The 22,693-nt window shown below is 71.6% G+C and carries 21 protein-coding genes; 9 read left to right on the top strand and 12 right to left on the bottom strand.

What is annotated here, in order from left to right; genetic code table 11:
• Positions 1–41 precede the first annotated feature (41 nt).
• The 6 genes from F1D61_RS23115 to cdd form a co-directional block, all read right to left on the bottom strand.
• Positions 42–647 carry a GNAT family N-acetyltransferase gene (locus tag F1D61_RS23115; RefSeq protein ID WP_203154433.1) on the bottom strand — a complete coding sequence of 202 codons (606 nt, stop codon included), beginning with the start codon at positions 645–647 and terminating at the stop codon, positions 42–44.
• Positions 647–2,992: an Orn/Lys/Arg decarboxylase N-terminal domain-containing protein gene (locus tag F1D61_RS23110; protein ID WP_203154432.1), complete on the bottom strand. Its 2,346-nt coding sequence runs from the start codon at positions 2,990–2,992 to the stop codon at positions 647–649. Before F1D61_RS23110 ends, F1D61_RS23115 begins: the two co-directional genes overlap by 1 nt.
• Positions 2,993–3,078: 86 nt before the next feature.
• Positions 3,079–3,693 carry an SGNH/GDSL hydrolase family protein gene (locus F1D61_RS23105; RefSeq protein WP_246775486.1) on the bottom strand — a complete coding sequence of 205 codons (615 nt, stop codon included), beginning with the start codon at positions 3,691–3,693 and terminating at the stop codon, positions 3,079–3,081.
• 250 nt (positions 3,694–3,943) lie between these two features.
• Positions 3,944–5,257: a thymidine phosphorylase gene (gene deoA, locus F1D61_RS23100; protein ID WP_203154431.1), complete on the bottom strand. Its 1,314-nt coding sequence runs from the start codon at positions 5,255–5,257 to the stop codon at positions 3,944–3,946.
• A 232-nt stretch (positions 5,258–5,489) separates the two neighbouring features.
• Positions 5,490–6,299, bottom strand: coding sequence for a purine-nucleoside phosphorylase (locus F1D61_RS23095; RefSeq protein ID WP_203159225.1), 810 nt, complete (start codon positions 6,297–6,299; stop codon positions 5,490–5,492).
• A gap of 23 nt (positions 6,300–6,322) precedes the next feature.
• Entirely contained in the window at positions 6,323–6,721 is a 399-nt protein-coding gene (cdd, locus tag F1D61_RS23090; protein WP_203154430.1) for a cytidine deaminase, read from the bottom strand.
• 122 nt (positions 6,722–6,843) lie between these two features.
• Between cdd and F1D61_RS23085 the strand changes: the two genes are divergently transcribed.
• Complete coding sequence (locus F1D61_RS23085; RefSeq protein ID WP_203154429.1) at positions 6,844–7,080, top strand: DUF2093 domain-containing protein; 237 nt, start codon at positions 6,844–6,846, stop codon at positions 7,078–7,080.
• Here the strand turns inward: F1D61_RS23085 and lpxK are convergent.
• The 4 genes from lpxK to F1D61_RS23065 form a co-directional block, all read right to left on the bottom strand.
• Positions 7,066–8,037, bottom strand: a complete 972-nt coding sequence (gene lpxK / locus F1D61_RS23080; protein ID WP_203159224.1) for a tetraacyldisaccharide 4'-kinase — start codon at positions 8,035–8,037, stop codon at positions 7,066–7,068. The two genes, F1D61_RS23085 and lpxK, sit on opposite strands and share 15 nt — an antisense overlap.
• Positions 8,037–9,341: a 3-deoxy-D-manno-octulosonic acid transferase gene (locus F1D61_RS23075; RefSeq protein ID WP_203154428.1), complete on the bottom strand. Its 1,305-nt coding sequence runs from the start codon at positions 9,339–9,341 to the stop codon at positions 8,037–8,039. The genes lpxK and F1D61_RS23075 overlap by 1 nt, the downstream gene beginning before the upstream one ends.
• Entirely contained in the window at positions 9,338–10,069 is a 732-nt protein-coding gene (locus F1D61_RS23070; protein ID WP_203154427.1) for a lysophospholipid acyltransferase family protein, read from the bottom strand. The genes F1D61_RS23075 and F1D61_RS23070 overlap by 4 nt, the downstream gene beginning before the upstream one ends.
• A 265-nt stretch (positions 10,070–10,334) precedes the next feature.
• Complete coding sequence (locus F1D61_RS23065; RefSeq protein ID WP_203154426.1) at positions 10,335–10,559, bottom strand: hypothetical protein; 225 nt, start codon at positions 10,557–10,559, stop codon at positions 10,335–10,337.
• Between the two features lie 193 nt (positions 10,560–10,752).
• Here F1D61_RS23065 and mbfA point away from each other — a divergent pair, with 193 nt between their 5' ends.
• Together mbfA and glcF are read left to right on the top strand one after the other, a co-directional pair.
• Positions 10,753–11,721: an iron exporter MbfA gene (gene mbfA, locus F1D61_RS23060; RefSeq protein WP_203154425.1), complete on the top strand. Its 969-nt coding sequence runs from the start codon at positions 10,753–10,755 to the stop codon at positions 11,719–11,721.
• A gap of 128 nt (positions 11,722–11,849) precedes the next feature.
• Complete coding sequence (glcF, locus tag F1D61_RS23055; protein WP_203154424.1) at positions 11,850–13,193, top strand: glycolate oxidase subunit GlcF; 1,344 nt, start codon at positions 11,850–11,852, stop codon at positions 13,191–13,193.
• A gap of 177 nt (positions 13,194–13,370) precedes the next feature.
• On the opposite strand, the gene F1D61_RS23050 is transcribed toward glcF, so the two are convergent.
• Positions 13,371–14,120, bottom strand: coding sequence for an SDR family oxidoreductase (locus F1D61_RS23050; RefSeq protein ID WP_203154423.1), 750 nt, complete (start codon positions 14,118–14,120; stop codon positions 13,371–13,373).
• Between the two features lie 5 nt (positions 14,121–14,125).
• Entirely contained in the window at positions 14,126–14,983 is an 858-nt protein-coding gene (locus tag F1D61_RS23045) for a fumarylacetoacetate hydrolase family protein (protein ID WP_203154422.1), read from the bottom strand.
• 172 nt (positions 14,984–15,155) lie between these two features.
• Between F1D61_RS23045 and F1D61_RS23040 the strand changes: the two genes are divergently transcribed.
• The 6 genes from F1D61_RS23040 (at position 15,156) to F1D61_RS23015 (ending at position 22,542) form a co-directional block, all read left to right on the top strand.
• The gene (locus tag F1D61_RS23040) at positions 15,156–15,932 is read left to right on the top strand and encodes an IclR family transcriptional regulator (RefSeq protein WP_246775485.1); all 777 of its coding nucleotides are present in this window, start codon (positions 15,156–15,158) and stop codon (positions 15,930–15,932) included.
• A 191-nt stretch (positions 15,933–16,123) separates the two neighbouring features.
• Complete coding sequence (locus F1D61_RS23035) at positions 16,124–16,408, top strand: hypothetical protein (RefSeq protein WP_203154420.1); 285 nt, start codon at positions 16,124–16,126, stop codon at positions 16,406–16,408.
• Between the two features lie 196 nt (positions 16,409–16,604).
• On the top strand, positions 16,605–17,153 hold the full coding sequence (locus F1D61_RS23030) for a protein phosphatase CheZ (RefSeq protein WP_203154419.1): 549 nt from the start codon (positions 16,605–16,607) through the stop codon (positions 17,151–17,153).
• A gap of 123 nt (positions 17,154–17,276) precedes the next feature.
• Positions 17,277–19,184, top strand: coding sequence for a sigma-54-dependent Fis family transcriptional regulator (locus tag F1D61_RS23025; protein ID WP_203154418.1), 1,908 nt, complete (start codon positions 17,277–17,279; stop codon positions 19,182–19,184).
• Positions 19,185–19,585: 401 nt separating this feature from the next.
• Entirely contained in the window at positions 19,586–21,403 is a 1,818-nt protein-coding gene (locus F1D61_RS23020; protein ID WP_203154417.1) for an NAD(P)/FAD-dependent oxidoreductase, read from the top strand.
• Between the two features lie 65 nt (positions 21,404–21,468).
• Positions 21,469–22,542, top strand: a complete 1,074-nt coding sequence (locus F1D61_RS23015; RefSeq protein WP_203154416.1) for a 2,3-butanediol dehydrogenase — start codon at positions 21,469–21,471, stop codon at positions 22,540–22,542.
• Positions 22,543–22,693: the final 151 nt, after the last annotated feature.

The raw sequence follows: 22,693 nt of genomic DNA, 5'->3' as shown, positions 1-22,693 counted from the left end.
ATCTTTCGTGACGTCTCGGAAACTTGCGCTGAATGCTTCGATCAAGCCTCCGGCAACGGCGCCCGCGCCTCTTGCGCCACCGCCTCCTGCCGCCAGGTCGAGGGCTGGTCCGACGACCCCGTGCCCAGCGGGCACTGCACCATCACGCTGTCGGCCCAGCGGCCGTGGCGGTAGGCCACCGCCGGCAGGTGTCCGACACGCGTGAAGCCGCAGGCCTCGTGCAGCCGTAACGACGCCTCGTTCTCGGCGTCGATGTAGCCGATCATCTGGCGGTAGCCGCCCGCCGCGCAGGCCTCGATCAGCGCCGGCAGCAGGCGCCGGCCGATGCCGGCATGGAGATGGCCGGCATGGACGTAGATCGAGTGCTTGAGGGTGTAGCGGTAGGCCGGCCGCTTGCGGAACGGCACCGCGTAGGCGTAGCCCGCCACCATCCCGTGGCGCTCGGCCACGAGGTGGGGCAGGCGCTTCGAGCGCATGTTCTTGCGCCGGCGCTTGAGGTCGTCCGGCCGGAGCCGGTCTTCCTCGAAGTCGCCGGTATCGCCGACGCCGTGGCGGATATGGTGCTCGTAGATCTCGATCATCGCCGCCACGTCGGCATCCGTCGACGGGCGGATCACGATCCCGGGCTGGGTCGGCGCCGAGTCCATCAGCGGCTCTCCCGCAGCACGTAGGTGTAGAAGCGGATGCGCCCGTCCGGCTCGACCTGGCGGTAGACGCCCTGGATCTCGGCCTCGAAGCCCGGGAACAGGTTGGCGGCGGCCTCGAACATCTTGAAGTAGTCGAGCATGGGCTTCGCCCGCTCGTCCAGCCGCTCGCCCGGCAGCACGGTGCCGATGCCGGGCGGGTAGACCAGCATCAGCGTCGTGGCGACCCGCCCCTCGGCCTCGGCGATCGGCACGAAGTCGACGTTGTTGCGGGTCAGCATCTGCGCCGCGGCCTTGGGCGGCATCACCATCTCGGGCAGGTGCTCGGGCATGAACTGCTTGCGCTGGAGGCCCGAGGTGCCGGCCTGCCGGTGGAAATTATGGTAATCGGCGCAGAGGTCGCGCAGGCGCACGCCGCCATAGCGCTGCGGCCGGCGCCGGACGAATTCCGGCATCGCCTCTTCGAGCAGCACGTTGTCGTCGTGCAGGCGCTTGAAGGCGACCAACCCCGAGATCAGCGTGCCGGCTTTTGATGATTCGACGCCGGGCGTCAGCAGGAAGAGCAGCGAGTTGAGGTCGTTCTTCTCCGGGACGATGCGGTTCTCGCGCAGGTACTGGGCGACGATCGGGGCCGGCACGCCGTGCTCGGTATACTCGCCCGTCCGCCGGTCGAAGCCGGGGGTGAGCACGGTCAGCTTGTTCGGATCGGTGATGGCGTAGCCCGGCGCGACATGGGTGAAGCCGTGCCAGCCGGCCCCGGGCTTCAGCTCCCAGTGGCGCGCGTCGGAGGCCAGCTCGTCGGTCGGCAGGCTCTCCCACGGCACTTCCGCGCCGCCGGCCCCCGTCGCCATGTCGGGCACGAAGGGATCGAAGAACCAGCGGCGCTTGGGGTCGCGCTCGTTCTCCTCGAACTCCTTGCGGATCGCCCGCACCTTCTTGCGCCACTCGATGCCGAGCCGGATCGTGTCGTCCCACAGGATCATGCCGGAGCGCCCCTTCATCATCTGGGCGCCGACGTCGAGGGAGGCGAAGAGGGGGTAGAACGGCGAGGTCGAGGCGTGGACGAGGAAGCTCTCGTTCAGGCGCCGGTGCTCCACCCGCCGGGTCTGGCCGCGGATATGGCCGTCCTTGGTGTGGATCTGCGAGGCCTGGGAGAAGCTCGCGAGCTGCTTGTGGGTCGATTGCGTGGCGATGATGCCGGGCGAGGTCTCGTCCAACCCGGTCAGCCCCATGGCGTAGCGGCCCTGGAACAGGGGATGGAACTTCATGAAGCCGGCCCAGGCCTCGTCGAACAGGATGTAGTCGCAGAGATGGCCGATCCTGGCGACGATCTCGCGGGCGTCGTAGATCGTGCCGTCATAGGTGCATTGCTCGATCACCGCCACGCGGAACGGGCGCTCGCGGCGCCACGCCTCCTTGTCCTTGACCAGCGGGTTGTCGCGGATCTTCCGGCGGATCTTGTCCTCGTCGAGCGCCTCGTGGAAGATCGGGCCGATCAGCCCGTAGGCGTTGCGGTCGGTCTCGAGGAAGATCGGGATGCCGCCGCCGAGGAACAGCGCGCCGTGATGCGCCGCCTTGTGGTTGTTGCGGTCGAACAGCACCAGGTCGTCCTCGGCCACCAGCGAGGACAGCACGATCTTGTTCGAGGCCGAGGTGCCGTTGAGCACGAAGTAGGTCTTTTCCGCCCCGAAGATCTGGGCCGCCTCCTTTTGCGCCTTGAGCGCCGGGCCCTCGTGGGTCAGGAGGTCGCCGAGATCGAGGACCGAATTGTCGAGGTCGTCGCGAAAGATCGCCTCGCCGAGATGCTCGACGAAGATGCGGCCGATCGGCGAGCGGTTGTAGAAGATGCCGCCGTTGTGGCCCGGGCAGGTCCAGAGCTGGTTGCCCTTCTCGGCGTAGTCGACCAGCGCCCCGAAGAACGGGGTCTTCAGGGTCTCGGCATATTGCGTCACCCGGCTGACGAGGCCGCGGGCGATGAATTCGGGGGTCTCTTCGGCGAGGAAGATGTAGCCGTCGATGAAGTCGAGCAGCTCGACCGGGATGTCCTCCAGGCGCTTGCGGCGGACCATGATGACGATCGGCATCTCGAGGCCGCGCTTGCGCATCATGTCGATGAGCGCCGCCGCCTTGCCGTCGAGGCCGCGCTTGCCCCAATCCACCACCAGGCAGCCGACCGCCGCGTCGGTCTGGACCGCGATCGCCGCGTCCTCGACGCGCCTTGCCCGCACCACCTCGAAGCCGCGATGCTCGACCGCCGCCACGATCTGGTTGACGCGCACGCCCTCCAGGTCGTCCGGATCGAAGGCCGGCGTGCACATCAGCACGGTGAAGCGGCGGTGGAAATCCATCGGGCTTGGTCCTGTCCTTTGGGAATGGCCAGCGTGTCGGCTGCGCTCGTGACGATCCGATGACAGTCGCGGGTCCGGCGACCGAATTAGCCGGGACGCGGCAGCGAGGCGAGGGCTGCGCCGAGCGCGGCATAGCCGCTCGCGGTGAGATGGAGCCGGTCGGGCTCCAGGCCAGGGGCCGGATCGGGACCAAGCGCCGCGTCGCAGGCGAGGAGGGCGAGCGATTCGGTTCGGGCCAGCTCATGGATCGCGGCGTTGAGAGCGAGCCGGTCGGCCTCGCTCCGCCCGGAGGGGCTCTCGCGCCACGGCACGGTGGCGAGCACGATCACCGGCGGCGCCCAGGCGGCGCGCAGAAGCGCCACCAGGGCACCGAGCCCGGCGGTGACGGTCTGAGGGGAATCGCCATCCGCGAAGCTGTTGGTGCCGACCATCACGATGGCGAGGCAGGGCCTGATGGCGAAGGCCGCCATCGCGGCGAGGCGCCAGCGGGTGGTCTGCACCCGGTCTCCCGGCAGGCCGAGATTGAGCGTGGACAGGCCTGTGGCCCGGTCGAGATCCGGCCCGGGCCAGCCGGCGGCGAGCGAATCGCCGAGGATCACCGCCTCCGGCGCCGGCCCGGCGGCGAGGCGGGCCATCAGGGCGCGGTGGCGGCGCAGGCCGGAGGCCTTGGCCGGCGGGGCAGGGGGGCGGGCGTCGCTCACCGCGTCTTCGGAGGAAAAATTGGCGCGGGTCTCCCCTCTCCCGAGTGGGAGAGGGGGTGGGGGTGAGGGTGGCTTCGGTTCCGCAATGACCCTGGACCGCCGAGCTGTGCAGCTCGATGCTCGGCGGCATATCCTGAAGCCGAGCCACCCTCACCCCTACCCCTCTCCCACTCGGGAGAGGGGATCCCGCGCTTGATTTTACCGACGATGTCCCTGGACAGCCCCGCGGCGCTTCCAATAGAGCATTCCGTCACCCGATCCGCCCCAGGATCACCTCCCGCTCCGCCACCGCCTCCGGGCCGATCCGGTAGGCCGCCACGATGTCGGCCGCCGCCCGCTCGGCCTCCGCCTCGCTGCGGGCATGGACCACCGCGAGCGGCCGGTCCGGTCCGACCTCGGCATTGATCGGGGCGAGGTCGGAGATGCCGACGGCGTGGTCGATCCGGTCCTCCGGGCGGGTGCGGCCGCCGCCGAGGCCGATCACCGCGACGCCGACCGCCCTCGTGGCGATGGCGGCGACCCGGCCTGCCTGCGGCGCGAGAACCGGGCGGATCACGGGGGCCGCCGGCAGGTGGCGCTCCGGCTGCGCCACGAGGTCGGAGGGGCCGCCGAGGGCCGCCACCATCCGCGAAAAGGTTTCGGCGGCGCGGCCGGAGGCCAGGGTTTCTTCCAGGCGCGCCGTGGCCTCGGTCGTGTCGGGGCTCAGGCCCCCGAGGACCAGCATCTCGGCGCCGAGCGCCAGGGTGATCGCGTGGAAGCGCGGCTCGCGCCGGCGCCCGGTCAGGTAGTCGATGGCGTAGAGCACCTCCCCGGCATTGCCGGCGACGGAGGCGAGGGGCTGGTCCATGTCGGTGAGGAGGGCGCGGGTCGGCAGGCCGGCGCCGTTCGCCACCGTGACCAGGCTCTCGGCGAGGCCTCGCGCCTCCTCGGTGCGCGCCATGAAGGCGCCGGAGCCCGCCTTCACGTCCATGACGAGGCCCTGGAGCCCGGCGGCGAGCTTCTTCGCCAGGATCGAGGCGGTGATCAGGTCGAGGGATTCGACCGTGCCGGTGACGTCGCGGATGGCGTAGAGCCGCCGGTCGGCGGGGGCGAGATCGGGCGTCTGGCCGATCACCGCGCAGCCGACCTCGCGGGTGACCCGCCGGAACAGATCGACATCCGGCTGCGAGACGTAGCCCGGGATGCTGTCGAGCTTGTCGAGGGTGCCGCCGGTATGGCCGAGGCCGCGGCCCGCGATCATCGGCACGAAGCCGCCGCAGGCGGCGATCATCGGGGCAAGGGGAAGGCTCACCGTGTCGCCGACGCCGCCGGTCGAGTGTTTGTCGACCACGGGGCCGGGCAGGTCCCAGGTCAGCACCGTGCCCGAGCGCATCATTGCCCGGGTCAGCGCCACCCGCTCCGGCAGCGACAGGCCGCGGAAGAACACCGCCATCGCGAAGGCGGCCGCCTGCCCCTCGGTGACCCGGTTCGCGGTCAGCCCGGCGATGAAGGCCTCGATGGCCTCGGGCGGCAGCGCGTGGCCGTCGCGCTTGAGGCGGATCAGTTCCTGCGGCAGCAGCGTCATGGGGCGGTCCCGGGGAGAGAGAGCAGAGCGTGTCCGGTCGGCGGAGACAGTGGTGTGGGCATCTTTCTGTCCCACCCTCTCACCTCATCCTGAGGTGCGACCGTAAGGGAGCCTCGAAGGAGGGCTCCAGAAGTCTCCGAGCGAACTGGAGCCCTCCTTCGAGGTCAGCCGATCTTTGATCGGCTAACACCTCAGGATGAGGTCGTGGGTGGGAAGGGATTCTTCATCGGCGTCAGGTCGACCTCAGGAAGTCGCCGGAGAGCAGCGCCGTCACCAGACGCCCGACATCGTCCGCGGCGTCCGCCGCCACCCGCTTCGTCTCGTCGTGATGCGGGGCGCCGGCCGCGAATCCCGCGCCGTAGTTCGTGACGAGCGACAGCGCCGCGACCCGCAGGCCGAAGAAGCGGGCGAGGATCACCTCCGGCACCGTCGACATGCCGACGAGGTCGGCGCCGAGGGTTTTTGCCATCCGAATCTCCGCCGGGGTCTCGAAGCTCGGACCCGAGAACCAGGCATAGACGCCCTCGTGCAGGGGCACGCTGCTCAGCCCGGCGGCGTCCTTCAGCGCCGCCCGGAGCCCGGGATCGTAGGCATCGACCATCGGCACGAAGCGGGCATCGGAGGGCTCGCCGATGAGCGGGTTCATCCCCGACAGGTTGATGTGGTCGGTGATCAGCGCGAGGCGGCCGGGGCCGGCCTCCGCCAGGAGCGAGCCGGCCGCGTTGGTGAGGAGGAGGGGCGGGCCCCCGAGGGCCGCCACCACGCCGACCGGCACCCGCATGACCGCCGCGTCGCCATGCTCGTAAGCGTGGGCGCGGCCCTGGAACAGCAGCACAGGCTTCCCACCGAGCCGCCCCGCCACCAGCCGCCCGGCATGGCCCGAGACGCCGGAGGCCGGGAAATGCGGGATCTCGCCGTAAGCGACGGCGACCGGATCCTCGACCCTGTCCGCCAGGGGCCCGAGCCCGGTGCCGGTGACGAGGGCGAGCGCGAAGGGACCGTCGACGCCGCGCATCCGCAGGAAGGCCGCGGCCTCGGCCACTCGGGGATCGTCGGGCGGCGCGCTCACGCGAGGTTGTCCGGCCCGAACGAGGCGGGCAGCAGCTCGTCCAGGGTGAAGGTCTTGCGCACTCCCTGCGGCCCGGCGACGTGGATCGGCGTGTCGGGGGCGGCGAATTCACGGATGCGCTGCCGGCAGGCGCCGCAGGGCGTGACCAGCGCCTCGCCGTCGCCGAGCACCAGGATCGCGGCGATGCGCCGGCCGCCGCCCGCGATCATCGCCGCGATGGCGCCGGCCTCGGCGCAGGTGCCGACCGGGTAGGCGGCGTTCTCGACGTTGCAGCCGGCATGGACCGCGCCGGCCTCGTCGCGGATCGCGGCGCCGACGCGGAAGCGCGAATAAGGCGCGTGGGCCCGGGCCTGGGCCGCGCGGGCTGCGGAGAACAGGGTGTCGGTCGGGTCCATCCCGGCTCCGGGGATTGCGGTGGTGACCGATCATGACGGCCTCGGCGCCCGCCGTCGAGCCCGTCGACAAGCCGCGCCGCGCGCCCTACACCCGCGGTGTTTCAGGCGAGAAGGAAGTTTCGATGCTCGGACGGTTCGAGCGCGGCGGGTCCGGCGAGGCCGTCGTGGAATATGGCGACAGCAACCTGCGGGTGGTGAAGCCCGGCCGGTTCGTCCGCTGCGCGGTGACCGGGGTCGAGATCCCCCTCGACGCCCTGCGCTACTGGAGCGTCGAGCGCCAGGAGGCCTATGCCGATCCCGACGCCGTGATGGTGCGGCTGCGCCAGAGCCCCCAGCACCAGGGCTCAAAGACCGCGTAGCAGGTCGCCCAGGGCCTCGGGCTCGTCGAGAGCGAGCACCACCGGCAGGCTCGCCACCGGCAGCCCGGCCGGCCAGCGCATCCGGTCCTTCTCGGTCGTCACCAGCACGAGGTCTTTGGCTTCGGCTTCCGCCGCCAGGGCCCCGGCCTCGGCGGCCGTGAAGGCGTGATGGTCCGGGAAGGACCGGGTCGCGCGCAGGTCGGCCCCGATCTCGCGCAAGCTCGCGAAGAACTTCTCGGGGCGGCCGATGCCCGCGAAGGCCAGGACCGGGCGCCCACGCAAGGCCGCGGCCGCCGTGGGGTCCGGCACGAGCCGGCCGCGCAGGCCCGGCAGGCCGCGCGCCTTCGCCGCCGCCAGCACCCGCGCCCCGGGTGCGCCGTCGCCGATCACCAGGGCGGCCTGGACCCGGCCCCACTGTGCCGCGGCCGGCGCCCGCAGGGGCCCGGCCGGAAACACCCGCCCGTTGCCCAGGCCCACCGCGCCGTCGAACACCGCGATCGCCAGGGTCTTGGCGAGGCTCGGGTTCTGCAACCCGTCATCCATCACGATGATGTCGGCGCCGGCCGCCACGCAGGCTTGCGCCCCCGCCACCCGGTCGCGGGCGACGATCGCCGGGGCGGCGCGGGCGAGCAGCAGCGGCTCGTCGCCGACCTCCGCCGCGCCGTGGCGCGCAGGCTCGACCCGCACCGGGCCCGCGAGGCGCCCGCCATAGCCCCGGCTCAGGAAGACCGGCCGCCGGCCGAGATCGTGGAGCAGGCCCGCCACCGCCAAAGCCGTCGGCGTCTTGCCGGCGCCGCCGAGGGTGAAGTTGCCGATGCAGACCACCGGGCAGGGGGCCGCGACGCCCGCCCGCCCCATCCGGCGGGCGGCGAGCGCGCCGTAGACGGCACCGATCGGCGCGAGCAGCCGGGCGACCGGGGCCGGCTCCTCCCGCCACCAGAAGTCCGGCGCCCGGATCACGAGGCGAACCGGCCGGCGATCTTCAGCTGGCAGATGAAGGGCTCGATCGCCGCCATCGCCCGGTCGGTGGCGCCGCCGGCGGCCTCGATCGCGGTGGCCCCGGCCCGGGCCATGGCCTGGCGGGCGACCGGGTCGGCGAGGAGCTGGTCGATGGCGGCGGTCAGCTCCTGCCCGTCGCGCACGATCCGGGCGCCGCCGGCCCGGTCGAGCGCGCCGTAGACCTGGGCGAAGTTGCGCACATGCGGCCCGTACAGGATCGCGGCGCCGAGGCGGGCCGGCTCGATCGGGTTCTGGCCGCCGTGGCGGGCGAGCGAGCCGCCGACGAAGACCAGCGGGCAGAGCCGGTAGAACAGGCCGAGCTCGCCGACCGTGTCGGCGACGTAGAACTCGACCTTGTCGTGCGGCTGCCCCCCGGTCGCGCGGCGCCCGACCCGCAGGCCCGCCGCCGCCGCGTCGGCGGCCACCGCCGCGCCGCGCTCGGGGTGGCGCGGCACCACGATGGTGAGGAGGTCGGGATGGCGGCGCCTGAGCGACCTGTGGGCCGCGGTGGCGGCGGCCTCCTCGCCCGGATGGGTCGAGGCGGCGAGCCAGACCGGCCGGCCGGTCATCACGTCGGCGAGCTGGCGCAGCGGCTCGGGATCGGCGGGCGGGGGCGCTGCGTCGAATTTCAGGTTGCCGCCGAGCTCGACCCGGGGGGCGCCGAGCCGCGCGAAGCGCTCGGCCTCGTCCTGGGTCTGCGCGAGGCAGAGCGCGATGCGCGACAGGAGCGCCCGGGACAGTTTCGGGGTGCGCGACCAGCCCCGCGCCGAGCGCTCGGACATCCGTCCGTTGACCAGGATCAGCGGCACCTCGCGCTCGTGCAAGGCCAGGATGGTGTTCGGCCACAATTCCGATTCGGCGACGAGCGCCAGGTCCGGCCGCCAATGGTCGAGGAAGCGGGCGAGGTAGCGCGGCGCATCGAGGGGCGCGAACTGGTGCAGGGCGCCGCGGGGCAGCCGCCGGGCGAGCAGGGCCGCCGAGGTCCGGGTGCCGGAGGTGACGAGCACCGTGAAGCCGCGCCGGGTCAGGCGCTCGACGAGGCCGATGAGCGACAGGGCCTCGCCGATGCTGGCGCCATGGGCCCAGACCAGGGGGCCGGCGGGCCGCGGCTTGCCGGGCCGCCCGGTGCGCTCGGGCAGGCGCACCGGATCCTCCTTGCCGCGCCGGCGCCGCCAGGCGAGCAGCCCCGCGAGCGCCGGCTCGCCGGCGATCAGCCCGTAATGGTAGACGCGCAGCAGAGCAGGCACATCCTGGCGGCTCATCGGGCCGGCGCCCCGTTTCGGGTATGCACCGGATCGACCCGGCCGACCTGCGCGAAGGCGCGGGCATGGACGGCGTTGAGGTCTGTCTCGATGCGCAGGCGCGCCGCCTCGATGCCCGCCGGATCGAGGTCGCGGGCGACGGTGATCGGCTTGCCGAAGGCCATCACGCCGCGGCCGAAGGGCAGGCCGAGGCTCGCCCGGTCCCAGCTGTCGAACTGGATGTAACGGCTCGTCACCACGGCGGTCGGCACGACGGGGCGGCCGGAGAGGCGCGCCAGCAGCACGATGCCCTCGCCGCAGCGCCGCGACACCTTCGGCACGTCGGCGCTGAAGGCGACCGATTCGCCGTCCTCCAGCGCCTTGAGGCAGCCGCGCAGGGCCGACACGCCGCCCTTGGCCCACATGTCGCTCGCGCGTCGCGCGCCCGAGCCGCGCATCACCCGCACGCCCATCCGCTCCAGCACGGCGGTGTTCACCCCGCCATCGACCGAGCGCGACACCATGGTGGCGGCCCGGTCCTGCGGCCGGCGCACAAACGGCACCATCAGGTGCTGGCCGTGCCACATCGCGATGATGAACGGCCGCAGCGGCGTCAGCCAGTCATAGGCGTCGGGCGGATCGAGGCTGAAGCGGTTCGTGCCCCGCACCAGCTTCAGGTAGCTCGCGCCGAGAAAGCCGAGGCTCTCCTGGGCCGCCCGGCTGCGGGCGATGCGGGTGACGACGCTCATGCGGGCACTTCTGGAGGGAACGCTTCGGCGGGGACGCGGCGAACCCGCGGGGCGGGCGGGCCCTGCGCGAATCCGGGCGCCGTCATGCTCCGTTCGGGGCGGCGAGGCAACCGGCGGTCAGGGGCCACCGCTTGACGATGGGTGCGCCACCGCACGCGCCATGGGATTGGCGTCGATCCCTGCTCAAGTGCGAGAGTCGGGACGTACTAGGATTGCGGGTCGGGATCGGCCGAACTCGCGAGTTGCTCCCGAAGTCGGCCAGGCTTCAAGGAAGGAAGAGCTTCACGACTGCGACGGTGCCACCGATGAGCGCCGCTGTTGCCGCGGCAGTGGCGGCAACGATCTGCCAGGGAGCGAGCACCCGGTCACGCTCCAGCTTCGCCGCCTCGGCGATCAGCTTGCGCTGCTCGGCGATGAACTTCTGCGTTTCCTCGTTCGAGCGGATGACGCGGGCAACCTGCTCGGCGATGTCGAGAGAGGCGTCGGCCATCAGGAATGATCCCTCCATCCAGGCTGGGGCGACCCTCGGTCACCCCCGCAAGGTGCGGACGTCCAGAGCAGCGGTCAAGGGCGCCGACCGCCTCCGACGGTGATGTGACCGGCGCTCCGCCCTGGCCGCAAAACCGCTTGTTTGGAATGGCTCCAATCTATAGATTGGAGCCATTCCAAACAGGAGCGCGCGCATGAAGGCCCTGACCGATCTCACCGAACGCGAGGTCCTGGCGCTGGCCATCGCCAGCGAGGAGGAGGATTCCCGCATCTATCGCAGCTTCGCCGAGAGCCTGCGGGCCGACCTGCCGGGTTCCGCCGGGCTGTTCGAGGCGATGGCCGACGAGGAGAGGGGCCACCGCGACGACCTCTACGCGGCCTATCGCCAGCGTTTCGGCGAGCATCTGCCGCCCCTGCGGCGTGAGGACGTGCGGGGCTTTCCCCACCGCCGGGCGTTCTGGTGGCAGGGGCTCGATGCCGGGCGGATGCGGCGGGAGGCGGAGGCCATGGAGGCGCAGGCCGCCGGCTTCTACGAGCGGGCGGCGGAACTCTCCCGCGATCTCGGCGTGCGCCAGCTCTTCACCCGTCTCGCCGAGATCGAGCGCGGCCATGGCCGCCGGGCCGAGGCGCTGAGCCTCGAGCAGGAGAGCGGCGACGCCGCCGCCGAGGAGGCCCGGGCCGCCCACCGCTTGTTCGTGCTGCGCTACGTGCAGCCGGGCCTCGCCGGGCTGATCGACGGCTCGGTCTCGACCCTGGCGCCGCTCTTCGCCGCCGCCTTCGCCACCCACAACAACTGGCAGACCTTCCTCGTTGGCCTCGCCGCCTCGATCGGCGCCGGGATCAGCATGGGCTTCACCGAGGCCCTGTCGGATGACGGCAGCATCACCGGGCGCGGGTCGCCCTGGCTGCGGGGCCTGGTCTGCGGGGTGATGACGGCGGTCGGGGGCCTGGGCCACACGCTGCCCTATCTGGTGCCGGATACCTGGTCGAACGCCTTCGCCATCGCGACTTTGCTCGCCGCCCTGGTGGTGGCGGTGGAGCTGCTGGTCATCTCCGGCATCCGCACCCGCTACATGGAGACGCCCTTCTGGCGCGCCGCCCTCCAGGTGGTGCTCGGCGGGGTGCTGGTGCTGCTCGCCGGCGTCGCCATCGGCAGTGCCTGAGGCCCCATGCGGCACCATGCATGGGGGGCGGCCCCGAAAGCCGCTCCCGCTACCTTGAAAATGGTCTAGAAACGGCGGGTGAAGGCGCTGAAGAAACGCCCCCCGAGGATCGACCCCGAGGAAACCCCGTGCAGACCAGCTTCACCCCCGCGCAGCTCGCCGACCCGGCCATGGCGGCCTCGGAGAAGATCCTGCGCACCTGCGTGCATTGCGGCTTCTGCACCGCCACCTGCCCGACCTACCTGCTGCTCGGCGACGAGCTCGATTCGCCGCGCGGGCGCATCTACCTGATCAAGGACATGCTGGAGGGGGGCAAGCCCGCGAGCCCCGAGGTGGTCAAGCATGTCGACCGCTGCCTGTCCTGCCTGTCCTGCATGACCACCTGCCCGTCGGGGGTGCATTACATGCACCTCGTCGACCATGCCCGCGCCCATATCGAGAAGACCTATGCCCGCCCGGCGGAGGATCGCTTCCTGAGGGCGGTACTGGCGCGCGTGCTGCCCTATCCGAACCGCTTCCGCCTGGCGCTGCTCGGCGCCACCCTCGGCCGGCCGTTCCGGGGCATCGCTGCGAAGATGCCGAAGGTCGGCAACCGGCTTGCCGCGATGCTCGATCTCGCCCCCGGCACGCTGCCGACCCGCTCGGCCCATGACAGGCCCGGCCGCTTTCCGGCGCCCGGCCCGCGCCGGGGCCGGGTGGCCCTCCTGCGCGGCTGCGCCCAGAGCGTGCTGCGGCCGGATTTCAACGAGGCGGCGATCCGGCTCCTGAACCGCCACGGCGTCGAGGTGGTGCAGGCGAAGGGCGAGGGCTGCTGCGGCGCGCTCACCCACCATATGGGCCAGGAGGACTCGTCGCACGCGCTCGCCAGGCGCACGATCGACGCCTGGATCGCCGAGATGGACGGCGAGGGGTTGGATGCCATCGTGGTCACCGCCTCGGGCTGCGGCACCACGATCAAGGATTACGGCTTCATGTTCCGGGACGACCCGGCCTATGCGGACAAGGCCGCCCGGGTGTCGGCCATCGCCCGCGACGTGACGGAATACGTGACCGCCCTCGGCCTGTCCGAGCCGGTGGTCGAGACCGACCTCGTCGTCGCCTACCACTCCGCCTGCTCGATGCAGCACGGGCAGGGCCTGCGCACGGAGCCGAAGGCGCTGCTCGCCCGCGCCGGCTTCACCGTGAAGGACGTGCCGGAGGGCCACATCTGCTGCGGCTCGGCGGGCACCTACAACATCCTGCAACCGGAACTCGCCGCGCACCTGCGCGCCCGCAAGGTCGCCAACATCGAGCGGGTGCGGCCCGACGTGATCGCCACCGGCAACATCGGCTGCGCCACCCAGATCGGGAAGGGCACGGCGATCCCGATCGTCCACACGGTGGAACTCCTCGACTGGGCCACCGGCGGCCCGCGCCCGGCGGCGCTCGACGGGGTGGCGGACCGGCGGCCGGCGATGGCGGCAGCGGAATAGGGCCGCGGGGGCCGTCCGGGGAACGACGAGGTGCGGGGGCTCTCCCGCGGGCAAAAGGGGGGCGGCGAAGAGCGAGGCGCCGGTTCCCTCTCCCCCCGGGCGGCCCTGCCGCCCGCGGGGAAACGCGAGAACCCGCGCCTTACCGGGACGAGGGCGGGCGGGCCGAGCCGCGCAGGCTCAATACGTCGCCCGGCCGCCCGATACGTCGAACACCGCGCCGGTCGAGAACGACGCCTCCTCGCTCGCCAGGAAGCAGATCAGCGAGGTCACCTCGTCGATCGCGCCGAAGCGGCCGATCGGGATCTTCGACAGCATGAAGTCGATGTGCTGTTGCGTCATCTGGTCGAAGATCGCGGTGCGCACCGCCGCCGGGGTGATGCAGTTCACCCGGATCTCCGACTTCGCCAGCTCCTTGCCCAGCGACTTCGTCAGCCCGATCACCCCGGCCTTGGAGGCCGAGTAGGCCGAGGCGTTGGGGTTGCCCTCCTTGCCGGCGATCGACGCGACGTTGACGATGCGGCCGTAGCCGCCCGCCTCCATCGCCGGCACGGCGGCACGGTTGCAGTAGAACAGGCCGTTCAGGTTGACGTCGATCACCCGCTGCCACGCGTCGACGGGATAGTCGCGCAGCACGGTGTTCGGCCCGGTGATGCCGGCGCTGCACACCAGCACGTCGAGGCGGCCGCCGAGCGCCGCCACGGTCTCGCGCATCGCCGCCTCGACGGCCGCGGCATCGGCGATGTCGAGGGCGCGGCTGTCGGCGGCGCCGGTCTCGGCCTTGGCCTTGGCCAGCGCGTCCTCGTTCAGATCCCAGATCGAGACCGCGGCGCCCTCGGCCTTGAGGCGGGCGGCGACGGCGAGCCCGATGCCGGAGGCGCCGCCGGTGACGAGGGCGGTGCGGCCCTCGAAGCGGTGGGGGAAGGTCATCCGTGTCAGTCCCGGCGCTGCCAGGCGGTCACGTCCTGGCGCTGCTCACCGAGCTTCTCGATGCCGAGCGTCATCACGTCCCCGGCCTTCAGGAAGACCGGCTCGGGCTTCATGCCCATGCCGACGCCGGGGGGCGTGCCGGTGGTGATGATGTCGCCGGGCATCAGGGTCATGAAGCGGCTGACATACGAGACGATCTGCGCGCAGGTGAAGATCATCGTCCGGGTGTTGCCGGTCTGCATGCGCGTCCCGTTCAGGTCGAGCCACATGTCGAGGCTCTGTGGGTCGCCGACCTCGTCCGAGGTGACGAGCCAGGGCCCGACCGGCCCGAAGGTGTCGCAGCCCTTGCCCTTGTCCCAGGTGCCGCCGCGCTCGATCTGGTACTCGCGCTCCGACACGTCGTTGATCAGGCAATAGCCGGCCACGTGATCGAGGGCCTGCGCCTCCTCGACATACGACGCGCGGGTGCCGATCACGATGCCGAGCTCGACCTCCCAGTCGCTCTTCACCGAATCCTTCGGCAGCATCACCGGGTCGTTCGGGCCGGACAGCGAGGTGATCGCCTTGGTGAAGACGATCGGCTCCTTGGGCACCGGCAGGTTCGACTCGGCCGCGTGGTCGGCGAAGTTGAGCCCGATGGCGATGAACTTGCCGACATTGGCCACCGGCGTGCCGAGGCGCGGCGATCCGTCGACCACCGGCAGGCCGGCGGCATCGAGGCTGGCGAGGCGGGCGAGCGCGTCCCGGCCGAGCGCGTCAGGACCGAGATCGGCCAGGTGGCCGGACAGGTCGCGGATGCGGCCCTCGGCATCGAGCAGGCCGGGCTTCTCCTGGCCCACGGGGCCGTAGCGCAACAGCTTCATCGGGTCGAACCTCCTTGGAATCCGGGCGCGCCCTCGCGGCGCGCGGGTCTTTTCCGGCGCCGAGCCGGGGCGTGACGGAGGTCGTCGGCGGTTTCCTCCGGCACGGCCCTGGCGCCGCACCATTCGATCCCATATAATGGGATCCTATTCTTGTATGTGGGACGATACGCCCGTGGCATCGAAGCCGTCAACCGGGGAGGCGGGTGCCGCGCCCGGGAGCCAGACGCTGCTGCGCGGCCTCGCCATCCTCGAGGCGGTGGCGGGCGGCGCCCGCGATCTCGCGGGCCTGTCGGCGGCGCTCGGCACCACCCGCAGCACCACCCACCGCCTCGCCGCGGCTCTGGTCGAGCAGCGCTACCTCACCTTCGCGCCGCGGGACGGCTACGGTCTCGGCCCCAAGCTCCTCGAACTCGGGTTTCGCGCCCAGCAGGCGGCGCCGGTGACCCGGGTGGCGCGGCCGCATCTCGAGCGGCTGTCGGCGGAATGCGGCGACACCATCCATCTCGGCGTGCTCGAGGGCGACTGGGCGCTCTACCTCGACAAGCTGCCCGGGCGCCGGCGCATCGAGATCAGCTCGCGGGTCGGCGAGCGCCAGCCGGTCTGGTCGACGGGCCTCGGCAAGGCGCTGATCCTCGACCTCGACGAGGCGCGCTGGCGCGCCTTCTACCGGCTGGGCGATGCGAGAGGCGGCCACAGCCCGGACCTGGACACATGGCTCGAGCGGATGCGGACCTACGCGGCCGGCGGCATCGCCTATGACCGCGAGGAGAACGAACCGGAGGTGCGCTGCGTCGCCGGCCCGATCCGGGACGCCGGCGGGGCGATCGTCGCGGCCTTCAGCGTGACGAGCACGGTGCAGTACATGGACGAGGCCCGCATGGCGGCGCTGGCCGCGACGGTGCGGGAGGTCGCAGGCGCGATCAGCCGGGACCTGGGATGGGCGGGGTAGGGGGCACCGGTCGTCCATCCGATGGGCGGCACGGGCCCGGCAGCGGAGATGTCTGCGCGACGCCGAACAATCGAGCATCTCCTTCACTCTGACGACGCGATCGAGGTCGAAGTCACCGATAGAGGAGCATCGGCGCGCGGGACGCGCCGCGCCGTCTTCGTCGACAAGAACTCGATCATCGGGAGGAAGAGATGCGCCTGCTCGTTGCGCCGCTGGCGGCTTTGTCGCTGCTCGCCGGACTCGGCCCGGCGCTCGCGCGCTGCCCGCTCTATCTGCCGATGCGGGTCGGGCCGATGACGGGGAACCCCGAGAAGGACACGGTCGGGCTGTTCTGCGTGCAGCCCGACGCCGCCCTGCCGCCGGCCTCGCCGGCGAGTCGCTCGTCCGTGCTTCAGGTCGGCGCGACCACCGGCGATGCGGAGAAGGACAGCCTGGGCTTTGCGCCGTCGCCCGTCGCGGCGCAAGCCGCGCGGTAACGGGGATGGCGGTCCCGTGCGGGCGCACGGGTTCGGCTCCCTCTGCACACCTGCCGTCAACCGAGGCTCTCGCAGCCGGCTATCGGGTAACGCCGAATAACCACCGTGTCGGAACGGTTTCGACGATGTTCGGAAACGCTTAATCCCGGCCGGCTATCGTCGCGGGACTGGCAGTCTCGTACAGCGTTCCGGGATCATGAACAGCGGCACGGCGAAACTCGGATCTCTCGAAGACAGCACCGCCCTCCTGCAGCATCATCTGCTGGCGATCTCCGAAGCGATCGCGCGGACGCGGCAGGAGATCGCCGAGCTGCGCGACGAGCAGGAGGCGGGCCGCACCCGCGACGAGCTCCAGGCCGTCGTCCGGGGCACCGAGCAGGCCACCGACACGATCCTGACCGCCTCCGAGACGGTCGACGCGCTCGCCGGCGGAATCGCCAAGCGGGCCGGGGACGGGGCGACCCGGGACGATGCCCTCGCGATCCAGGCCCAGATGCAGACCATCTTCGAGGCCTGCAACTTCCAGGACCTGACCGGCCAGCGCATCTCGAAGGTCGTCAAGACCATCGTCCTCGTCGAGGAGCGGGTGGACGAGATGCTGCGCGTCTGGTCGAGCCCGGCCGGCACCGCCGCACCGAAGCCGGCCACCGGGCGGCGCCAGGGCGAGGATTCCCTGCTCAACGGCCCGGCGCTGCCCGGCGAGGCCGCCGTCTCGCAGGACGCGGTCGACGCGATGTTCCCGTAGGGCGGACGGCCCGGCCGATCCCCCCTCCTTCGTCCGGCGACCCGACGGGCGGCGCATCCCCGCACCGGTCTTTCCCTGACTGCCATTCGCGCGCAGTATGGGAAAAAGATCGGGGAGGAGGCGATGCGGTCCGCCGTGATGGCCCATATCGACGAGCTGGTCCGGGCCGCGCGCGACGAGGGTGGCGCGCGCGATCCGCTCATCAGCCAGTCGTGGCGCCGGTGCATCGCAGAGTACCGCCTCGATCCGGCGGCACCCCGGCGCGCCTACATCCACACTCAGGCTCGCCTGCGCGAGCACCGCGACGCCCTCGACGACCTGATCCGGGTGGCGCGCTTCGGCGTCGAGGCCCTGTACCGGCAGGTCTCCGGCCTGGGCTACGTGCTGATCCTGGCCGATGCCCGCGGCGTCGCCGTCGACTTCATCGGCGATTCCAGCCGCGACGAGGACCTGCGCCGCGCCGGCCTCTATCGCGGCTCGGACTGGAACGAGCACCTGGCCGGCACCTGCGCCGTCGGCACCTGCATCGCCACCGGCAAGGCCCTGTCGGTGCATCTCGACGACCATTTCGCCGGCGACCATATCGGCCTCACCTGCACGGCGGCGCCGGTCTACGCCGCCGACGGGACGCTCGCGGCGGTGCTCGACATCTCGGCGCTCCAGGCGCCGGGCCCGAAGGCGAGCCAGCACCTCGCGCTCCAGCTCGTCACCTCGTTCGCCCACCGCATCGAGACCGCGAGCCTGCATAACGGCTTTCGGCGCGAGTGGATGCTGCACCTGTCGCGCTCGCCGGAATTCGCCGACATCGAGCCGGAACTCGCCCTGGCGGTGGATGGGGGCGGCCACATCCTCGGCTTCAACAGCCGGGCGCGGGCGCTGATCGACCGGGTCCTGCACCGCCCGCGGGGAGCGCCGGACCTGCGTCACGCCGGCTTGGGCCTGCGCCTCGACGCGCTGTTCGAGGCCACGGTCGACGACCTGCCGCGGTTCACCCGGGCGGTGCCGGTCGAGCGCCGGGTCCTGCGCCTGCGCGGGGGCGAGCGGTTCTATGCGCTGGCGCTCGAACCCGCCGAGATCCCCGCCCGGGCGGTCGCCCGGACCGCTCCGCCCGCGCCGCCCGATTTCGCCGGCGGCGATCCGGTCCTCGCCCGGATGGCGGCCCGAGCCTCGCGCCTGTACGCCGCGGGGGTGAGCCTCCTCGTCGGCGGCGAGACCGGCACCGGCAAGGAGTTCTTCGCCAAGGCGCTGCACCGCGCCTCGGGCCGCGCAGACAAGCCCTTCGTGGCGGTCAATTGCGCCGCCTTGCCCGAGACCCTGATCGAGTCCGAACTGTTCGGCCACGTGGCGGGGGCCTTCACGGGCGCGGCGGCCAAGGGCAGGACCGGCCTGGTGCAGCAGGCCGAGGGCGGAACCCTGTTCCTCGACGAGATCGGCGACATGCCGCTCAGCGCACAGACGCGGCTCCTGCGGGTTCTCGCCGAGCGCGAGGTGACGGCGCTCGGCAGCACGACGCCGCAGACCGTCGACATCCGGGTCATCGCCGCGACGCATCGCGACCTCGCCGCCCTGGTGCGCGAGGGCCGCTTTCGCGAGGACCTGCTGTACCGCCTCGGCGGCGCCCGCTTCGTCCTGCCGCCCCTGCGCGAGCGCGACGACCTGCCCGCCCTCGTCGCGCGGCTGCTGGCGGCCCGGCCCGGGGCGCCGCGCCTCTCGCCCGAGGCGGCCGCGGCGCTCATGCGCCATGCATGGCCCGGCAACGTCCGCGAGCTGGTCGGCGCGCTCGATCATGCCTGCGCGCTAGCCGAGGGGCCGGAGATCGGCCTCGACGACCTGCCTTCGACGGTGACGGCGGCGCAGGCGCACATCCCTGCGCCCGAGACGGCCGCGACGGGCGACGCGTCGCTGGAAGAGGCCCTGCGCCGCCGCGCCTGGAACGTCTCGGCGGTGGCGCGCGACCTCGGCCTCGATCGCTCCACCATCCACCGGCGCATGCGCCGCCTCGGCCTCGTCTCGCCCAATCACGCCGGGTGAGGGCGCGCGCCACTTGTGGCGGGGCCGGTGTGGTGCCACAGGTGTGGCGCGTCGGGTGTGGCGGCGGGGCTTGGTCGTCAGGCGCCTGTCGGCGCCCTTGCGACACTCCAATCCAATTCATGTCGATCGATCTCAGATCAAGTCGGATCCCATACTCGACCTCATCCTGAGGTGCGAACGCAGTGAGCCTCGAAGGAGGGCTCCAGAGTTCTCAGAGATTTCTGGAGCCCTCCTTCGAGGTCAGCCGATCTGCGATCGGCCGACACCTCAGGATGAGGTCGAGGATGAGAAGTTCTTTTCTATGACACGGGATGACTGTCGAGACGGCTGGCCTTCCCGCTCATCCACCCCTGGCACACCCCTTGCGCAATCCCTCCCGCACAACAAGGGGAGGAAACCCAATGGACGCCATCGCTCGCAAACTGGAGCGCCTGTCGCCCGCCGACACCCGGGTGATCGCGTGGCTCGACCGCTTCGAGGGAGCCCTGCGGGCCGGCGATGCCGCCGGCGCGGCGGAGCTGTTCGCCGAGACCTGCTTCTGGCGCGACCTCGTCGCCTTCACCTGGAACATCACCACGCTGGAGGGCCGCGGGGCGATCCGCGCCATGCTCCAGGCGCAGCTCCCCGCGGTGTCGCCCGGGAGCTTCACCCTGGAGGAGCCGGCGACCGAGGCCGACGGCGTCACCGAGGCCTGGATCGCCTTCGAGACCGCGACCTTGCGCGGGCGCGGCTATCTCCGCCTGAAGGGGGACGAGGCCTGGACCCTGCTCACCGCGGCGCGGGAACTCAAGGGCTTCGAGGAGCCGGGCGGTCCGCGGCGCGAGCGGGGCGTGCATCACGGCGTCGAGCCCGGGCGGCGCTCGTGGTCCGAGCGGCGCCGCGACGAGGAGGCGGAACTCGGCCGCACCCGCCAGCCCTACGCCCTGGTGGTCGGCGGCGGCCAGGGCGGCATCGCGCTCGGCGCCCGGCTCAAGCGCCTCGGCGTCCCGGCCCTGGTCGTCGACAAGCACGACCGGCCGGGCGACCAGTGGCGCAGCCGCTACAAGTCGCTGCACCTGCACGACCCGGTCTGGTACGACCACCTGCCGTACCTGCCCTTCCCCGATCACTGGCCGGTTTTCGCCGCCAAGGACAAGGTCGGCGACTGGCTGGAGATGTATACCAAGGTCATGGAGCTGAACTACTGGTCGAAGACCGAGGTGAGTTCGGCGCGCTATGACGAAGCGGCAAGGGAGTGGGTGGTCGAACTGACCCGCGACGGCGAGAGCCTGACCTTGCGCCCCAAGCAACTGGTCCTCGCCACCGGCATGTCGGGGGTGCCCAACCTGCCGAATTATCCGGGCATGGAGCGCTTCGGGGGCGAGAGCCACCATTCCAGCCGGCATCCGGGCGGCGAGGCCTATCGCGGCAAGCGCGCGGTGGTGATCGGCTCCAACAACTCGGCCCACGACATCTGCGCCGATTTCTACGAGAACGGCGCCGACGTCACCATGGTGCAGCGCTCCTCGACCCACATCGTCAAGTCCGACACGCTGATGGAGCTGGCGCTGGGCGGCCTCTACTCGGAGGAGGCCCTGGCCAAGGGCATCACCACCGACAAGGCCGACATGCTGTTCGCCTCGGTGCCCTACCGCATCATGCACGAGTTCCACATCCCGGTGTACGAGCAGGCGAAGATCCGCGACGCCGAGTTCTACGGCCGGCTCGAGAAGGCCGGCTTCCAGCTCGATTTCGGCGATGACGGCTCGGGCCTGTTCATGAAGTACCTGCGACGCGGCTCCGGCTACTACATCGATGTCGGCGCCTCCGACCTGATCGCCGACGGCAAGATCAAGCTCGCTCATGGAAGGGTCAAGGAGATCACCGAGGATGCGGTGGTGCTGGAGGACGGCACGCAGCTTCCCGCCGACGTGATCGTCTACGCCACCGGCTACGGATCGATGAACGGCTGGGCGGCCAAGCTCATCAGCCAGGACGTCGCCGACCGGGTCGGAAAGTGCTGGGGCCTCGGCTCGGACACCACCAAGGATCCGGGGCCTTGGGAGGGCGAGTTGCGCAACATGTGGAAGCCGACCCGGCAGGAGGCCCTGTGGTTCCACGGCGGCAACCTGCACCAGTCGCGCCACTATTCGCTCTACCTCGCCCTCCAGCTCAAGGCCCGGATGGAGGGGCTGGAGACGCCGGTCTACGCGCTGGCCGAGACGCATCACGCGGCCTGATCTCCTCGGGCTCGACCGGGACCGGCCCCGCCGGTCCCCATCCATCAGCGATCAAGGAGGAACCAGTGAAAGCACTCCGCTTCCACGCGGCCAAGGACCTGCGCCTCGACGCCATCGACGCCCCGCCCGACCGGCCGCCCCCCGGCCAGGTCCGGATCCGCAACCGCTTCGCCGGCATCTGCGGAACCGACCTGCACGAATACGCCTACGGGCCGATCTTCGTGCCGACCGAGCCTCACCCCTTCACCGGAGCCCACGGCCCGCAGGTGCTCGGGCACGAATATGGCGGCGTCGTCGAAGCGGTCGGCGACGGGGTGACCCATGTGAAGCCGGGCGACCGGGTGTCGGTGCAGCCGCTCATCATGCCGCGCAGCGGGAACTACTATAGCGACCGCGGGCTGTTCCATCTCAGCAGCGACCTCGCCCTGGCGGGCTTGAGCTGGGCCTGGGGCGGGATGGCGGAGGCGTCGATCCTCAACGACTACAACGTCCACCCGATCCCGGATGCGATGAGCGACGAGGAGGCGGCCTTGGTCGAGCCGGCCGCCGTCGCGGTCTATAGCTGCGACCGTGGCGGCGTGCAGTCCGGCGACAGCGTGCTGGTCGCGGGCGCGGGACCGATCGGCCTCCTCACCCTGCTGGCGGCGCGGGCGGCCGGCGCCACGCAGCTCTTCGTGTCCGATCCCAACCCGTCCCGGGTCGCCTTCGCGGTCGACCTGCTCCCGGGGGTGACCGGCATCGACCCGCGCCGCGAGCAAGTCGGCGAGGTCGTCCGCGCGGCGACCGAGGGACGGGTCGGCTGCGACGTCGCGATCGAGTGCGTGGGCAACGAGCACGCCCTCCAAGCCTGCGCGGATGCCGTGCGCAAGCAGGGCGTCGTGGTGCAGACGGGGCTGCATCCGAAGCCCAATCCGCTCGACTGGTTCCAGGTCACGGTGAAGGACATCGAGATCCGCGGCGCCTGGGCCTACCCGACCCAGCTCTGGCCGCGGGTGATCCGCCTGATCGCGTCCGGGCAGCTGCCCGCGCGAAAGATCGTCACCCGCACGATCGGCCTCGACGAGGCCGTCGGCGGCTTCGACGCCCTGCTCGATCCGGCCGGAAGCCAGCTCAAGATCCTGATCGACCTGGCCCGCTGAAGCCGTCGCGCGGGGGGGGCGCGGTCGCCCGACGGATCATGCCGGGTGAAGCGATCTCGACGGGTCGGCGCGGTCTCCGCGCCGGCCTGCGCTCCAGCGCGTGTTCGCGGTTGGTCTCCACGGATCTCGACATCCTCTTCGTCATCCCCGG

Origin of the sequence: Methylobacterium aquaticum, from assembly GCF_016804325.1 — a bacterium.
Lineage (GTDB): Bacteria > Pseudomonadota > Alphaproteobacteria > Rhizobiales > Beijerinckiaceae > Methylobacterium > Methylobacterium aquaticum_C.
The sequence above is the reverse complement of the archived record's forward strand: the minus strand, read 5'-3'. Positions and strand labels throughout refer to the sequence as shown.

What these genes read in the sequence shown, in the direction of transcription:
- F1D61_RS23115 (WP_203154433.1), bottom strand. Translation starts at nt 647, where the DNA reads ATGGACTCGGCGCCGACCCAGCCCGGGATCGTGATCCGCCCGTCGACG.
- F1D61_RS23110 (WP_203154432.1), bottom strand. Translation starts at nt 2,992, where the DNA reads ATGGATTTCCACCGCCGCTTCACCGTGCTGATGTGCACGCCGGCCTTC.
- deoA (WP_203154431.1), bottom strand. Translation starts at nt 5,257, where the DNA reads ATGACGCTGCTGCCGCAGGAACTGATCCGCCTCAAGCGCGACGGCCAC.
- cdd (WP_203154430.1), bottom strand. Translation starts at nt 6,721, where the DNA reads ATGGACCCGACCGACACCCTGTTCTCCGCAGCCCGCGCGGCCCAGGCC.
- F1D61_RS23085 (WP_203154429.1), top strand. Translation starts at nt 6,844, where the DNA reads ATGCTCGGACGGTTCGAGCGCGGCGGGTCCGGCGAGGCCGTCGTGGAA.
- F1D61_RS23075 (WP_203154428.1), bottom strand. Translation starts at nt 9,341, where the DNA reads ATGAGCCGCCAGGATGTGCCTGCTCTGCTGCGCGTCTACCATTACGGG.
- F1D61_RS23070 (WP_203154427.1), bottom strand. Translation starts at nt 10,069, where the DNA reads ATGAGCGTCGTCACCCGCATCGCCCGCAGCCGGGCGGCCCAGGAGAGC.
- F1D61_RS23065 (WP_203154426.1), bottom strand. Translation starts at nt 10,559, where the DNA reads ATGGCCGACGCCTCTCTCGACATCGCCGAGCAGGTTGCCCGCGTCATC.
- mbfA (WP_203154425.1), top strand. Translation starts at nt 10,753, where the DNA reads ATGAAGGCCCTGACCGATCTCACCGAACGCGAGGTCCTGGCGCTGGCC.
- F1D61_RS23050 (WP_203154423.1), bottom strand. Translation starts at nt 14,120, where the DNA reads ATGACCTTCCCCCACCGCTTCGAGGGCCGCACCGCCCTCGTCACCGGC.
- F1D61_RS23045 (WP_203154422.1), bottom strand. Translation starts at nt 14,983, where the DNA reads ATGAAGCTGTTGCGCTACGGCCCCGTGGGCCAGGAGAAGCCCGGCCTG.
- F1D61_RS23035 (WP_203154420.1), top strand. Translation starts at nt 16,124, where the DNA reads ATGCGCCTGCTCGTTGCGCCGCTGGCGGCTTTGTCGCTGCTCGCCGGA.
- F1D61_RS23030 (WP_203154419.1), top strand. Translation starts at nt 16,605, where the DNA reads ATGAACAGCGGCACGGCGAAACTCGGATCTCTCGAAGACAGCACCGCC.
- F1D61_RS23025 (WP_203154418.1), top strand. Translation starts at nt 17,277, where the DNA reads ATGCGGTCCGCCGTGATGGCCCATATCGACGAGCTGGTCCGGGCCGCG.
- F1D61_RS23020 (WP_203154417.1), top strand. Translation starts at nt 19,586, where the DNA reads ATGGACGCCATCGCTCGCAAACTGGAGCGCCTGTCGCCCGCCGACACC.